Raw genomic sequence first — 14049 nt, 5'->3', positions numbered from 1 at the left:
GGTGAATGTCCTTCATCGCCGCCTTTTTATTTGTTAGGCGAAACGTGTTTACAGCGGAAATTGCGGATTATTCTTATGAACCGCTTTTTAATTAATCAGGATTGCGGTAGACTTCTTCATAATCTCTTCCAGAACAGCCAGTTATCTATTTATTCTTGCAACTCTCCACACTTTTTCCTTATTTCCTCCACAATTGACGAAAAATTGCTTTTTATACTTTCACTGTTTTACGCTTGCTCTGACTAATTGACGTTAAACCCCGTAAAGTTAATCTCGTCAACACGGCAATGCGCCGTAGAAAATAACTGAAAGTAAGGAACATATTATGAAAAAGATGACAACTGCTCTGATTATCGCTTCTACCCTGGCTCTGGGCGCTGCTAACCTGGCTCACGCAGCAGACACGACGACCACTACCACTGAAAGCGCGCCGATGATGCACCATAAAGGCAAGCCGGGTATGCATCACGACATGATGTTTAAAGGCCTGAACCTGACCGACGCGCAGAAACAGCAAATCCGCGACATCATGAAAGAGCAGCGCGGCAAAATGCAGCGTCCGTCCCTCGACGAACGTCGTGCCATGCATAATCTGATTGCCAGCGACTCCTTCGACAAAGCAAAAGCCGAAGAAATGGTGACCAAAATGGAAGCCCAGCACAAAGACATGGCGGTTTCCCGTATGGAAACGCAGAACAAGATCTACAACATCTTGACCCCGGAACAGAAAAAGCAATTTAATGCCAATTTTGAGAAGCGTCTGACAGAACGTCACGCGCCAGAAGGTAAGATGCAGTCATCTGCTGAGTAGTTCCAGCCGAGCTGACTTAAAGACCGCCGGTCTTGCCCACACGCCCATAACAGGCGGTGGGCAGGACCGGCGGTTTTTCTTTATTGTCCCTTTGCCCGTTGCCACACTCCCGCTATTCTCCTCGTACACACGCTGACTCTTTATTAAAGGACATCAAACCGTTACGTGTCTTTCACCGCAATAAGTGCATAAAGCCGCTAAGGCTCTTCGTGCCTTCTGCCGATACTCCGTATGTCGTGAAAAAAAGATAAAAAATATGGCTGCCGTCGTAGCAGCCTGAGTCGTTCTTCAGGAGTGATGATGGAATACTTTGATATCCGCAAAATGCCGGTCAGTCTGTGGAAAAATGGCGCGGGCGAAACCCGTGAACTCTGCTGTTTTCCGCCTGCCACCCGTGATTTCAACTGGCGTGCCAGTATTGCGTCGATTGCGGGCAGCGGTGAGTTTTCTGCATTCCCCGGCGTGGACAGGGTGATAACGTTGCTTGAAGGCGGCGAGGTGACGCTCGACGGCGGGAACGCGTTCCATCACACCTTAAAGCGATTCCAGCCGTTCCGTTTCTCCGGAGAGCAAACGGTGCGGGCGCAGCTTTCTGAAGGGCAGATGTCGATGGATCTCAATATCATGACCCGACGCGAACGCTGCCAGGCCAAAGTGCGCGTCGCTGACCGGACGTTTACCACTTTTGGCGCGCGCGGTGGCATGGTGCTGGTGCTAAGCGGCGCGTGGCAATTGGGGGACAAACTGCTGACTGCCGATCAAGGCGCGTACTGGCAGGACGAACATCACACCATTCGCCTGCTGAAAGACGAAGGCAAAATCCTTTATAGCGCCATCAGCTGGAACCCAGCGTGGCCGCTAACGGGGGTCAGTCAGGTCGATGATCTCAGCCTGGCCGGTTAACAGCGGCTTGCAGAGAATTTTATAACCGTCATGATCGAACCCGGCGGGTAAACGGCGCAGCGCCTCGGCGGCAGAAAGGCTGGTGACTGAACCGAGCCACAGCCAGTTGTGGATGATGTGATACTCGGTCATATCCACCGCATCTTCTTTCATCGCAATCGGCCCATGCCAGGGCCAGCAATTCAGCTGCAATTTTGCCAGCGCCGCCAGCAAACGCTGGTGGTGCGCTTCCTCGCTCTCTTTCCCACAGCACGCTCCGGCGCAACGTTTCAGCGCTGAGCGAAAACATCCGCGCCCGCGGGTGACGGCTTCCAGCCCCAGTAATCCGTAACACAGCTGATGCTCATCGGCGATAGTTTGCAGCGCCTGAAGCGCCGCCCGGCGGTTGGCGAATAAGCCGTACAGCCCCGGCTGATGGGCGAAATCTATCTCTTTGGCGTACACCACCTGCGGCTGAGCGCCGTTTAACAGCAGCGAGCACAACTGACGATTGCGGCGCAGGCGCTTGTTAAACAGCGGTTGCTGCTCTTTGATGAGTTTCGCTTCGAGTAATAATGCGCCCACTTCACCCGCCGTACGTACCCAGCTGATTCGCCGCGACTGGCGCAGCATGGCGGCTTCGTCGGGCGTACGCAGATGCGAGAGAATACGGCTTCTGAGGTTGATGCTTTTCCCGATGTACAACGGCAGCGTATCGCTATCGCCATGAAAGGTGTAGACGCCGGGCAGGGAAGGCAGCGCTTCCAGCGACGGACGCAGGTGTTCGGGATATTCGTAGATTGCCGCCGCTTCAAATTCAAGACGCGGGGCGGATTGACGCCTGGCCACATTGACTCCTGATACTGTTTATCCGAACAGTATAGCAGCGTTGCGCTGGAGGAAAAAGGTGAAAAAATCAGCAGAAAGTCGCCGGGTAAACAAACGTTACCCGGCGAGGGTGGCGTATTAACGCTTCCAGAAATCGTCGAAAACGGTGATCGGTGGCCGACGTTTGTGTTCAGTTTTCAGGTACCAGCCTTCAATGATGCGGGCAGTACCTGCATCGACCGGCTTGCCTTCAAGATAATCGTCAATGTTTTCATAGGTAACGCCAAGCGCGGCTTCGTCCGGCAGAGAAGGGCGGTCATCTTCCAGGTCGGCAGTCGGGGCTTTCTGATACAGATGTTCCGGGCAGCCGAGCGTGGCTAACAGCTGTTTGCCCTGACGTTTGTTGAGGCGGAAAATCGGGTTGATGTCGGTGCCGCCGTCGCCATATTTGGTGAAGAACCCGGTAACCGCTTCAGCCGCGTGATCGGTGCCGACCACCACGCCTTTGGTCATTCCGGCAATGCTGTACTGCGCTTTCATGCGTTCGCGGGCTTTTTCATTGCCGCGCACGAAATCGCTGAGCTCAATACTCGCTTCACGCAGTGCCTGTTCACTCGCCAGCACCGCGCCCTTGATGTTGACCGTCAGCACACGATCCGGCTGGATAAACGCGATGGCATCCTGACAATCCTGTTCATCAGCCTGAACGCCAAACGGCAGGCGCACAGCGATAAATTTCAGGCTGTCGTCGCCGTTTTCTTTGCGCAGTTCACTGATAGCTATCTGGCAAAGTTTGCCGGTGAGCGTGGAGTCCTGACCGCCACTGATGCCCAGCACCAGTGACTTAATAAACGGATATGTGGTGAGATACGACTTCAGAAAATCCACACTGCGGCGAATTTCTGCTTCGCTGTTGACCTGCGGCTGAACGCCGAGCGCCTCAATAATCTCTTGTTGCAGAGCCATTTACCCCTCCCAAAAAAGGTTGTCTTCTATCTGCTAAAGCTACCTCTTTGCTGAGAAAACGACAAGGATCACATTTTTGACTGCCGTAAAATGCCGCAATTCAGCAGGATATCGCTTTATTACTAGATTTATCTGAAAGTTAACTCAGTTTGCCTCTTGGGTTGATAAATAGCACTATTTATTCCAGGCTTATAACACACTGATAACTCGTCATACTTCAAGTTGTTGGTGTGTTGGCTGCACCTGTGCGCCCCAGTCACATAGTTATCTATGCTCCTGGGGACTTACAGGTTTGCCGCCTGCCAACATCTCGAATTATTTTGAGTAAAAAAAAAGAGGACGATGTATGAACAAGAATGTAGCGGGAATCTTAGGTGCAGCAGCAGTACTGACCATGTTGGCGGGTTGTACCGCGTACGACCGTACGCAGGACCAATTCACTCAGCCAGTGGTGAAAGACGTTAAAAAAGGCATGAGCCGCGATCAGGTTCTGCAGGTTGCCGGTAAGCCTTCTTCTGAAATTACCATGGTTCATGCTCGTGGTACTTGTCAGACCTACATCCTGGGTCAACGTGATGGTAAAGCTCAAACGTATTTCGTTGCACTGGATGACACTGGTCACGTGATCAATTCTGGCTATCAGACCTGTGCTGAGTACGACACCGACCCACAGACTGCGAAGTAAGCGACTCACACATTTAGCTGAGTCCTGAGCAAGCCCGGCCATCTGGCCGGGTTTTTTATTGCCTGCTGCTGCTTATTTAATTGCGCGAATTATTTGGCCAAAATGTGAGGGTAGTCATAACTGAAGGTCAATGAGAGACAATTTAGGTCTGCCAGGAATTATCTTGCACCTTTGCGATGCCGTATACTCACCTTACAAACACAAAGTAACAATTCGTTACCGTCATAAGCCCGCCCCGTTGAGTTCGGGATGAATTACCCGGCGGCGGTCAGTAAATACCTATTGAGGAAGCGAGTATGGAAAAGAAACATATCTACTTATTCTGTTCTGCGGGCATGTCCACCTCTCTGTTGGTGTCAAAAATGCGCGCACAAGCTGAGAAGTACGAAGTGCCGGTTGTTATTGACGCTTTCCCAGAAACCCTCGCGGGCGAAAAAGGTGTCGACGCCGACGTCGTATTACTGGGCCCACAAATCGCTTATATGTTGCCGGAAATTCAGCGTCTGCTGCCCAATAAGCCGGTAGAAGTTATTGATTCAGTGTTGTATGGCAAGATAGATGGTTTAGGTGTACTGAAAGCTGCTGTTGCGGCGATTAAGAAAGCAGCAGCGCAGTAATTTTTGCTTTATTATTTTAATTTTCCCGTCAAAGAGTAATTTCACACACAATCGCCGCAATATTTTATTGCGGCCTTTAAGGGTATTTTCTATGAGTAAATTTATTAGCTCTCTTGAAAAGGTACTCCTTCCTTTTGCTGTAAAAATAGGAAAGCAGCCGCATATTAATGCGATTAAAAACGGTTTTATTAAACTGATGCCGTTGACCCTCGCAGGGGCCATGTTCGTTTTAATTAATAACGTGTTTTTAAGTTTTGGCGAAGGCTCGTTTTTCTATTCGATGGGCATTCGGTTAGATGCTTCCACCATTGAGACCCTGAATGGTTTTAAAGCCATCGGCGGCAACGTGTACAACGGTACGTTGGGCATTATGTCGCTGATGGCGCCTTTTTTCATTGGTATGGCGCTGGCTGAAGAACGCAAGGTTGATCCCCTGGCGGCGGGCCTGTTATCCGTCGCGGCCTTTATGACCGTCACCCCTTATAGCGTGGGCGAAGCCTATGCGGTGGGGGCTAACTGGTTAGGTGGGCAAAATATTATATCGGGCATGGTCATAGGTTTGATTGTGGCGGAGATGTTTACCTTCGTCATACGCCGTAACTGGGTGATTACTCTGCCGGATAGCGTACCGACCTCGGTTTCCCGCTCTTTCTCGGCGCTGATTCCTGGCTTCCTTATCCTGACCGTGTTCGGTGTTATCTCCTGGGCGCTGGCCACCCATGGCAGCAACTTCCACCAGATTATCCTCGATTCCATCTCCAAACCGTTGGCGTCAATGGGCAGCGTCGTGGGCTGGGCATACGTTATCTTTAACTCACTGCTGTGGTTCTTTGGTGTGCACGGTTCACTGGCACTCACCGCGCTGGACAACGGCATCATGACCCCGTGGGCGCTGGAAAACATCGCACTGTACCAGCAGTATGGCTCTGTTGAAGCGGCTATCGCAGCCGGGAAAGAGTTCCACTTCTGGGCCAAGCCGATGCTCGACTCCTACATCCTGCTGGGCGGTTCCGGTGCGACGCTGGGTCTGATTATTGCCATCTTTATTGGTTCACGTCGTGCTGACCATCGTCAGGTCGCGAAACTGGCGCTGCCATCAGGCATCTTCCAGATTAATGAACCGATTCTGTTTGGTCTGCCGATCATCATGAACCCGGTGATGTTTATTCCGTTCGTGCTGGTTCAGCCAATTCTGGCCGCTATCACGCTGCTGGCGTACTCGATGGGCATTATCCCACCGGTAACCAACCTGGCACCGTGGACCATGCCGACCGGCCTGGGGGCCTTCTTCAACAGTAACGGTAGCGTTGCGGCGCTGTGTGTCGCGCTGTTTAACCTCGGGGTGTCGGTGGTGGTGTACCTGCCGTTCGTGGCGGTATCCAACAAAGCACAGGCCGTTATTGAGCAGGAAGAGAGCGAAGAAGATATCGCTAACGCACTGAAATTCTGATGTAACGCGGTACGGGAGTTGCTCCCGTACCGCCAGACGTAAAGAGGGAATAGCTATGTTCGATCTGGATAAAATCGTGGCAGATGAGGTTGAAGTTAACGATCTCGAAGAAGTGGTTATGGGGCTTATCATTAACTCCGGACAGGCACGCAGCCTGGCGTACACCGCGTTGAAACAGGCCAAGCAGGGCGATTTCACGACGGCAAAAGCCACAATGGAACAATCCCGCATCGCGCTGAGTGAAGCGCACCGCGTGCAAACGCAGCTCATCGAAAGCGATGAAGGCGAAGGCAAAATGAAGGTCAGCCTGGTGCTGGTACATGCGCAGGATCATCTTATGACCTCAATGCTGGCCCGCGAGCTGGTTGCCGAATTGATTGAGCTTCACGAGAAAGTACAATAACGGGTAGATACCACCATGAGGCAACCAAAGATGACGACCCTGGAAATTAGTACCGCGCTTGAACAACAACTGTTTAACGGTAAGAATTTTCATGTCTTCATCTACAACAAAACGGAAAGCATCAGCGGTTTACACCAGCACGATTACTACGAGTTCACTCTCGTGTTAACCGGGCGCTATTACCAGGAAATCAATGGTAAACGGGTGATGCTGGAGCGCGGGGATTTTGTCTTCATCCCGATGGGGTCTTACCACCAGAGCTTTTACGAGTTCGGCGCGACCCGCATCCTGAACGTTGGCATCAGCAAACGTTTCTTTGAAGAGCACTATCAGCCGCTGTTACCCAGTTTTTTGGTGGCCTCACAGGTTTACTCGGTTAAAAGTACCTTTCTCAGCTATATAGAGTCGGTTATTGCCTCACTCAATTTCCGCGAAAGTGAATTTGATGAGTTTATTGAAGTGGTTTCGTTCTATGTGATTAACCGTCTGCGCCATTTCCGTGAGGAGCAGTCACAGGATGTTATTCCTCAGTGGTTAAAAACAACCGTAGAAGAGATGCACGATAAACATAAATTTGGTGAAGGTGCGCTGGAAAATATGGTCGCGCTATCCGGTAAGTCTCAGGAATATCTGACCCGGGCAACGCAGCGTTTTTACAGTAAGACGCCGATGCAGATAATTAATGATATCCGCATCAACTTCGCCATGAAGCAATTGGAAATTACCAATTATTCGGTGACCGATATTGCGTATGAATCAGGTTACAGCAGTCCGAGTCTGTTTATTAAGACCTTCAAAAAGCTGACCTCATTTACACCCAGCAATTATCGAAAACAGCTCACCGTCATTAATTAACGCCGTGCGGTACGCCGCACACACCGAATTCGTTTAGCTATCCGCGTGTTTTGTGGCGAGTCAGCTACACATCATTTGCGGGTAACGAGGGAGAAAGTTATGAGCCAGAAATTAAAGATCGTTACTATTGGCGGCGGCAGCAGCTATACCCCGGAATTACTGGAAGGTTTTATTAAGCGTTATCACGAACTGCCGGTCACCGAACTGTGGCTGGTGGATGTGGAAGGCGGTCAGGAGAAGCTCGACATTATTCACGCGCTGTGCGAACGCATGGTACAGAAAGCGGGCGTGCCGATGACGGTGCACAAAACCCTGAACCGTCGTGAAGCGCTGAAAGACGCTAATTTTGTCACCACTCAGCTGCGCGTTGGCCAGCTGCAGGCGCGTGAGAAAGATGAACGTATTCCATTGAGCCACGGTTATCTCGGCCAGGAAACCAACGGCGCAGGCGGCCTGTTCAAAGGTCTGCGCACTATTCCGGTGGTGTTTGATATCATCAAAGACGTGCAGGAAATTTGCCCGGACGCATGGGTGATTAACTTCACTAACCCGGCTGGCATGGTGACTGAAGCAGTTTATCGTCACACCGACTTCAAACGCTTTATTGGTGTGTGCAATATCCCAATCGGTATGAAAATGTTCATCACCGATGTGTTGAAACTCACTGATAAAGACGATCTGTCAATTGACCTGTTCGGCCTGAACCACATGGTGTTCATACGCGACGTTATCGTGAACGGCGAATCCCGCTTTGCCGAACTGCTGGACGGCGTAGCCTCCGGTAAGCTGACCGCCAATACCGTGAAAAACATCTTCGATATGCCGTTCAGCGAAGGCCTGATTCGCTCCCTGAACCTGCTGCCGTGCTCTTATCTGCTGTATTACTTCAAGCAGAAAGAGATGCTGGCCATCGAAATGGGCGAATACTACAAAGGCGGCGCTCGTGCACAGGTGGTGCAGAAGGTCGAGAAACAGCTGTTCGAGCTGTACAAAGATCCGGACCTCAACATCAAGCCGAAAGAGCTTGAGCAGCGCGGTGGGGCGTACTACTCCGACGCCGCCTGTGAAGTGATTAACGCTATCTACAATGACAAGCAGGCTGAACATTACGTCAACGTGCCGCACTACGGTCACGTGGAGAACATCCCGGCGGACTGGGCGGTCGAAATGACCTGTATTCTGGGCCGCGACGGCGCGAAACCGCACCCGCGTCTGACCCATTTCGATGATAAAGTTCTGGGGCTGATTCACACTATTAAAGGCTTCGAAGTGGCGGCCAGCCATGCGGCGCTGAGCGGTGAGTTTAACGATGTGCTGCTGGCGCTGAACCTCAGTCCGCTGATTCATTCCGACAAAGATGCAGAAGTGCTGGCCCGCGAGCTGATTCTCGCCCATGAAAAGTGGCTGCCGAACTTTGCCGAAACGGTGAAAACCCTCAAGCAGTAAAAGGAGTTGCAAATGGAGCGTGTGCTAATCGTCAATGCCGATGACTTTGGCCTGAGTAAAGGGCAAAACTACGGCATTGTCGACGCCTGTAAAAATGGGCTGGTAACGTCCACTACCGCGCTGGTGAACGGCGCGGCCATTGAACATGCGGCTCAGATGAGCCGCTGTTTACCGGAGTTGGCGGTGGGGATGCATTTTGTTCTCACTCTTGGAATGCCACTGTCCGCGATGCCAGGCCTGACGCGTGAAGGCAAACTGGGTAAGTGGATCTGGCAGATGGCGGAAGAAGACACGCTGCCGCTGGAAGAGATTGCCCGTGAACTGGACTGCCAGTATCACCGCTTTGTTGACCTGTTCGGCTGCGAACCAACGCACCTCGACAGCCATCACCATGTGCACATGATCCCGCAGATTTTCCCGATTGTGGCAGCGTTTGCTAAAGCGAAAGGCGTGGCGATGCGTATCGACCGTAATCAGCAAAAGTTGCATGTGCTGGATGATTTAGGCGTGCGCAGCAGCGCCAGGTTTGCGGATGAGTTTTATGGCGATGCCATCACCGAAGAACTGTTCCTGCAAACGCTGGAAACGTCCGCGCGGGCAGGGGAATCATCCGTTGAAGTGATGTGCCATCCGGCGTTTGTGGACAACACGATTATGAGCAGCGCCTATTGCTACCCGCGTTTGACGGAACTCGACGTACTGACGTCGCCGTCACTGAAATATGCCGTTGCCGAGCGCGGCTACCGTCTCGGGACTTACCGCGACGTTTAACCCGCGATACTTTAAGCGGCAGATGTGCAACTCAGATTATTTAGGGTTGGTTGAAATGTTAGTGCCCGGATTCTCCCAGGGCACCGTGTTAGGGGTTAGGCCGGGGCGCAGTCGCACCCGGCATTTTTTTACCCTAAAAACCAGTCGCTTACGCAGGAATAGACGGGATTTTACTTGCCCGCGACCATACGCGATGCGCGGCGAGCTGGGTCAGGAAGGATTTCATTAGCTTATCGGTGACACTGTCACCTTCAATTAAACCTTCCTCACCTTTTTCGCTCACCTGTAACAGCGTTTTGAACTGACGCGCATCCCCGGACAGCAGAATCGGCTTCAGGTGTTTATACGCTTCGAGCAGGTAATACCGGGCATCACCCTGTTTTTCCAGGCTGGCAATATCCCCGCCAGGCACAATCACCGCATCGACCGTCAGCGAAGGCGAGCCTGCAAAAGTCGCCGCCACCGGTAATGCCGAACCATCATCGGCGATGACGTCGCCCATCCGTGAGTAAAGGAGCTTAGCGTGTACGCCCTGTGCCTTAAGTGCCTTTAGCAGCGCCAGCACCTCTTTTGCCACCGGTTTATCGCTCAACAGAACGGCCACCACGCGGCCTTTCACACCGCCGCCCGGAATAGCATACAGACTTAACGTCGGGTCTTTGCTAATCCCGTTAATGGCGGCAGGTGGGGCGATGTTTCGTTGCTCTTGAGTCAGCGTAATCCCTAAGTTATCGGCCACGGAGTTTGCCAACTGATGATCGATATGCGCCAGCTGATCGACCACCCGCTCGCGGATATACGCCCGGGCAACTTTGCTCAGCTCGAAGCTAAAGGCACTGACGATATGCTGCTGTTCCACCGCCGTCTGACTGTTCCAGAACAGACGCGGATGCGCGTAATATTCGCCAAACGAAGGACTGCGCTCACGAATTTTATCGCCATCAACCCGGGCATGATGCGACTCAAATCCACCGCGATGCGGGCCAGGCGGGGTTTCTCGCGGCCAGTTATCGTTGATGGAGTTGGGCTCGTAGTTCGCCGGATTGGTGTCGATATCCATCCGGTGCATGCCGTCACGCTGGAAATTGTGATACGGGCAGGCAGGGCGGTTAATTGGAGTTTCATGGAAATTTGGCCCGCCGAGGCGGCTGATTTGTGTATCAGTGTAGGAAAACAGTCGCCCCTGCAATAGTGGGTCATTACTGAAATCAATGCCTGGCACGATATGGCCAGGGTGGAACGCGACCTGTTCATTCTCGGCAAAGAAGTTATCAGGGTTACGGTTCAGCACCATTTTCCCTACCAGCTGTACCGGTACCAGTGCCTCGGGAATGAGTTTGGTCGGGTCGAGCAGGTCAAAGTCGAATTTGAATTCGTCTTCTTCGGGGATCAGCTGCAGGCCCAGTTCGTACTCTGGATAATCCCCGGCTTCAATCGCTTCCCACAGTTCACGCCGGTGGAAATCAGGGTCACGGCCCGTCAGTTTTTGCGACTCATCCCAAACCATCGACGCTTTGCCTGCCACGGGTTTCCAGTGGAAACGCACAAACGTGGATTTCCCTTCAGCGTTGACCAGCCGGAAGGTGTGAATGCCGAAGCCTTCCATGGTGCGATAGCTACGCGGCAGACCGCGGTCTGACATCGCCCACATCACGTTGTGCAGCGTTTCAGGTTGCAGGGAAACATAATCCCAAAAAGTGTCGTGGGCGCTACCGCCCTGCGGAATGGCCCAGTGCGGTTCGGGTTTTACCGCGTGAACGAAATCCGGGAACTTCATCGCGTCCTGGATAAAAAACACCGGCGTATTGTTACCAACCAGGTCGAAATTCCCTTCGTCGGTATAGAATTTTGTCGCAAATCCACGAATATCACGCACCGTATCGGCTGAGCCTGCGCCGCCCTGAACCGTGGAGAAACGCACGAAGACAGGGGTGATTTTATCAGCGTCGCCCAGAAAGCTGGCTTTGGTAAGATCACTCAGGTCTTTGTAGGCCTGAAAATAGCCGTGCGCCGCCGAACCTCTGGCGTGCACGATGCGTTCAGGAATGCGTTCATGATCAAAATGGGTGATTTTTTCACGCAGGATGAAATCTTCCAGCAGCGTCGGACCACGCGCCCCGGCGCGCAGGGAGTTTTGATCATCGGCAATTCGCAGTCCCTGATTGGTGGTCAGCGGCACATCGTCGCCGCCTTTGCGAAAAGTCTCCAAAGCATGAAGTTTTTCATTGCCGATATCGGGCGCCTTCAGGCTGCCCGGCGCAGTAGGCTCTTCGCCTGGCGCCGTCGGATGCGGGCTGGAACGATGCGAATTGTCGTCAGGGGCAAGGGAGTCCAGACCGGGCTGGGATTCAGTGGCATCGTGTACCGGGGATTGATGCGGGGGGGTTTTATTATCTTTTGTCGACATTGCACTCGTCTCCTGTTTTCGTTATTAGAAAAGGGTCGTTGTTGCGTCAAACATTGCGTCAAAACCTATTAACTATAGAACACAGGGTGCTGCTCTCCGGCCATCACAGGCGTAATTCCGATTCATCTCACTGGGGCAGGCGCGATTTCGCACACAGGGCGCGACGGTGGCGACCACAATCGGCTATGATAGGTTTTTACTGACTTTGAATTTCGTTCTGGTGCTTTTCCGCTTATGAAACCGCTGCGTCAACACAACAATCGCCCCGTGATCAGCTATGTGCCTCGTGTCGAACCGGCACCGCCTGATCACGCCTCGAAAGTCGATGGCTATCGGGATGTCTGGAAGCTGCGGGGGAAGTATGTCGCGTTCGTGCTGATGGGGAATCGATTCCAGCGTTCACAGGCTTTTACCGGACCGGAGTCCGCCCAGCGCTGGGCGACGCAAATGCGTCAGGAAGGCGAAATCGAAGAGTAGTTTGAACGATAAAAAAAAGCGCCGAATCGGCGCTTTTTTTATGGGAAGCGGCACAGATTAACGGTGTGCCAACTCCACCTCGTTTTCACTTTCCATTACCGCTTTATCGGTCTGGCGCAGCCACTGGCTGGTCAGCGTCCCGGCAGTCATGGAACCGTTCACATTCAGCGCCGTACGGCCCATGTCGATCAGCGGCTCGATAGAAATCAGCAGTGCGACCAGGGTAACCGGCAGGCCCATCGCAGGCAGAACAATCAGAGCTGCAAAGGTTGCACCACCACCGACGCCAGCCACACCGGCAGAGCTGACGGTGACGATACCGACCAGCGTCGCAATCCACAGTGGATCCAGCGGGTTAATACCCACTGTTGGCGCAACCATCACTGCCAGCATGGCCGGGTACAGACCCGCACAACCGTTCTGACCAATCGTGGCGCCGAAAGAGGCTGAGAAGCTGGCGATAGATTCCGGCACGCCCAGACGGCGAGTCTGCGCTTCGATATTCAGTGGAATAGACGCGGCGCTGGAACGGCTGGTGAAGGCGAAGGTCAGCACTGGCCATACTTTGCGGAAGTACTTCAGCGGATTCACGCCGTTAGCACCCAGCAGCAGACCGTGCACCACAAACATAATCGCCAGACCGAGGTAAGACGCCACCACAAAACCGCCGAGCTTGATGATGTCCTGCAGGTTAGAACTGGCCACCACTTTGGTCATCAGCGCCAGCACGCCGTACGGCGTCAGCTGCATCACCAGACGCACCAGTTTCATCACCCAGCTTTGCAGTGTGTCGATGGCAGTCAGTACGCGTTTGCCTTTTGGCTCGTCGTCTTTCAGCAATTTCAGCGCGGCCACACCCAGGAAGGCGGCGAAAATCACGATGCTGATAATAGACGTTGGGTTGGCCCCAGTCAGGTCGGCAAACGGGTTTTTCGGCACGAAGGAGAGCAGCAGCTGCGGTACACTCAGGTCAGCCACTTTGCCCACGTAGGTGCTTTGAATCGCGTTCAGACGCGCAGTTTCAGCGGTACCCTGAACCAGACCTTCAGCGCTCAGGCCAAACAGGTTGGTCACCAGCACACCGACCAGCGCAGAAATCAACGTGGTAAACAGCAGGGTGCCGATGGTCAGAAAGCTGATTTTACCCAGCTGAGACGCATTGTGCAGACGCGCCACGGCGCTAAGAATGGAGGCGAAGACCAGCGGCATGACGATCATTTGCAGCAGCTGGACATAACCATTGCCCACGACGTTGAACCACTGGATGGACTCTTTCAGCACTGCGCTGTCTGCGCCGTAAATCAGCTGCAGAGCCAGGCCGAAGACCACGCCGACCGCGAGGCCGACCAACACTTTCTTGGCCAGACTCCAGTTTTTATTTCGTGTTTGCCCCAGAGCAAACAGCAATCCCACGAACACTACAACGTTCGCAATTAATGGAAAATTCATCC

Annotated in this window: 14 protein-coding genes; 10 read left to right on the top strand and 4 right to left on the bottom strand. The window is 52.9% G+C overall.

Going from position 1 to position 14049, the window contains the following annotated elements; genetic code table 11:
• Positions 1-325: 325 nt before the first annotated feature.
• Entirely contained in the window at positions 326-811 is a 486-nt protein-coding gene (gene spy / locus MUU51_RS05070) for an ATP-independent periplasmic protein-refolding chaperone Spy (RefSeq protein ID WP_125354814.1), read from the top strand.
• A 300-nt stretch (positions 812-1111) separates the two neighbouring features.
• Complete coding sequence (ves, locus tag MUU51_RS05065; protein ID WP_258967256.1) at positions 1112-1714, top strand: environmental stress-induced protein Ves; 603 nt, start codon at positions 1112-1114, stop codon at positions 1712-1714.
• On the opposite strand, the gene cho is transcribed toward ves, so the two are convergent.
• Positions 1670-2542: an excinuclease Cho gene (gene cho / locus MUU51_RS05060; RefSeq protein ID WP_159774478.1), complete on the bottom strand. Its 873-nt coding sequence runs from the start codon at positions 2540-2542 to the stop codon at positions 1670-1672. The genes ves and cho overlap by 45 nt on opposite strands.
• Positions 2543-2659: 117 nt before the next feature.
• Entirely contained in the window at positions 2660-3487 is an 828-nt protein-coding gene (gene nadE, locus MUU51_RS05055; protein ID WP_258967255.1) for an NAD(+) synthase, read from the bottom strand.
• Positions 3488-3833: 346 nt separating this feature from the next.
• On the opposite strand from nadE, the gene osmE reads away from it, so the two are divergent.
• The 7 genes from osmE (at position 3834) to chbG (ending at position 9714) form a co-directional block, all read left to right on the top strand.
• A complete protein-coding gene (osmE, locus tag MUU51_RS05050) occupies positions 3834-4172 on the top strand; it encodes an osmotically-inducible lipoprotein OsmE (RefSeq protein ID WP_125354810.1) in 339 nt (112 codons plus the stop codon).
• A gap of 296 nt (positions 4173-4468) precedes the next feature.
• Entirely contained in the window at positions 4469-4789 is a 321-nt protein-coding gene (gene chbB, locus MUU51_RS05045; protein WP_159774482.1) for a PTS N,N'-diacetylchitobiose transporter subunit IIB, read from the top strand.
• Positions 4790-4880: 91 nt separating this feature from the next.
• Positions 4881-6239, top strand: coding sequence for a PTS N,N'-diacetylchitobiose transporter subunit IIC (gene chbC / locus MUU51_RS05040; RefSeq protein WP_159758774.1), 1359 nt, complete (start codon positions 4881-4883; stop codon positions 6237-6239).
• A gap of 55 nt (positions 6240-6294) precedes the next feature.
• Positions 6295-6642 (top strand): PTS N,N'-diacetylchitobiose transporter subunit IIA, encoded by a 348-nt coding sequence (gene chbA, locus MUU51_RS05035; RefSeq protein WP_159774486.1) that lies wholly within the window; start codon positions 6295-6297, stop codon positions 6640-6642.
• Positions 6643-6672: 30 nt separating this feature from the next.
• Positions 6673-7497: a transcriptional regulator ChbR gene (gene chbR, locus MUU51_RS05030; protein WP_159774488.1), complete on the top strand. Its 825-nt coding sequence runs from the start codon at positions 6673-6675 to the stop codon at positions 7495-7497.
• A 99-nt stretch (positions 7498-7596) separates the two neighbouring features.
• Positions 7597-8943 carry a 6-phospho-beta-glucosidase gene (locus MUU51_RS05025; RefSeq protein ID WP_258967254.1) on the top strand — a complete coding sequence of 449 codons (1347 nt, stop codon included), beginning with the start codon at positions 7597-7599 and terminating at the stop codon, positions 8941-8943.
• Positions 8944-8955: 12 nt separating this feature from the next.
• Entirely contained in the window at positions 8956-9714 is a 759-nt protein-coding gene (chbG, locus tag MUU51_RS05020) for a chitin disaccharide deacetylase (RefSeq protein WP_258967253.1), read from the top strand.
• Positions 9715-9862: 148 nt separating this feature from the next.
• Here the strand turns inward: chbG and katE are convergent, their stop codons facing one another.
• Positions 9863-12121 (bottom strand): catalase HPII, encoded by a 2259-nt coding sequence (katE, locus tag MUU51_RS05015; protein ID WP_258967252.1) that lies wholly within the window; start codon positions 12119-12121, stop codon positions 9863-9865.
• A 234-nt stretch (positions 12122-12355) separates the two neighbouring features.
• Here katE and cedA point away from each other — a divergent pair, with 234 nt between their 5' ends.
• Positions 12356-12598 carry a cell division activator CedA gene (cedA, locus tag MUU51_RS05010; protein ID WP_159774496.1) on the top strand — a complete coding sequence of 81 codons (243 nt, stop codon included), beginning with the start codon at positions 12356-12358 and terminating at the stop codon, positions 12596-12598.
• 57 nt (positions 12599-12655) lie between these two features.
• Here cedA and MUU51_RS05005 read toward each other — a convergent pair whose 3' ends face one another.
• A complete protein-coding gene (locus tag MUU51_RS05005) occupies positions 12656-14047 on the bottom strand; it encodes an L-cystine transporter (protein ID WP_258967251.1) in 1392 nt (463 codons plus the stop codon).
• Between the last annotated feature and the right edge of the window lie 2 nt (positions 14048-14049).

This window comes from Scandinavium manionii (genome assembly GCF_024764775.1).
GTDB classification, from domain to species: Bacteria; Pseudomonadota; Gammaproteobacteria; order Enterobacterales; family Enterobacteriaceae; genus Scandinavium; species Scandinavium manionii.
This window is presented reverse-complemented; position numbering and strand designations above follow the sequence as displayed.

Excerpts from the sequence above, each read along its gene's own strand:
- nadE (WP_258967255.1), bottom strand. The coding sequence starts at position 3,487 with ATGGCTCTGCAACAAGAGATTATTGAGGCGCTCGGCGTTCAGCCGCAG.
- MUU51_RS05005 (WP_258967251.1), bottom strand. The coding sequence starts at position 14,047 with ATGAATTTTCCATTAATTGCGAACGTTGTAGTGTTCGTGGGATTGCTG.
- osmE (WP_125354810.1), top strand. The coding sequence starts at position 3,834 with ATGAACAAGAATGTAGCGGGAATCTTAGGTGCAGCAGCAGTACTGACC.
- spy (WP_125354814.1), top strand. The coding sequence starts at position 326 with ATGAAAAAGATGACAACTGCTCTGATTATCGCTTCTACCCTGGCTCTG.
- chbG (WP_258967253.1), top strand. The coding sequence starts at position 8,956 with ATGGAGCGTGTGCTAATCGTCAATGCCGATGACTTTGGCCTGAGTAAA.
- chbC (WP_159758774.1), top strand. The coding sequence starts at position 4,881 with ATGAGTAAATTTATTAGCTCTCTTGAAAAGGTACTCCTTCCTTTTGCT.
- chbR (WP_159774488.1), top strand. The coding sequence starts at position 6,673 with ATGACGACCCTGGAAATTAGTACCGCGCTTGAACAACAACTGTTTAAC.
- chbB (WP_159774482.1), top strand. The coding sequence starts at position 4,469 with ATGGAAAAGAAACATATCTACTTATTCTGTTCTGCGGGCATGTCCACC.
- MUU51_RS05025 (WP_258967254.1), top strand. The coding sequence starts at position 7,597 with ATGAGCCAGAAATTAAAGATCGTTACTATTGGCGGCGGCAGCAGCTAT.
- cedA (WP_159774496.1), top strand. The coding sequence starts at position 12,356 with ATGAAACCGCTGCGTCAACACAACAATCGCCCCGTGATCAGCTATGTG.
- ves (WP_258967256.1), top strand. The coding sequence starts at position 1,112 with ATGGAATACTTTGATATCCGCAAAATGCCGGTCAGTCTGTGGAAAAAT.
- katE (WP_258967252.1), bottom strand. The coding sequence starts at position 12,121 with ATGTCGACAAAAGATAATAAAACCCCCCCGCATCAATCCCCGGTACAC.
- chbA (WP_159774486.1), top strand. The coding sequence starts at position 6,295 with ATGTTCGATCTGGATAAAATCGTGGCAGATGAGGTTGAAGTTAACGAT.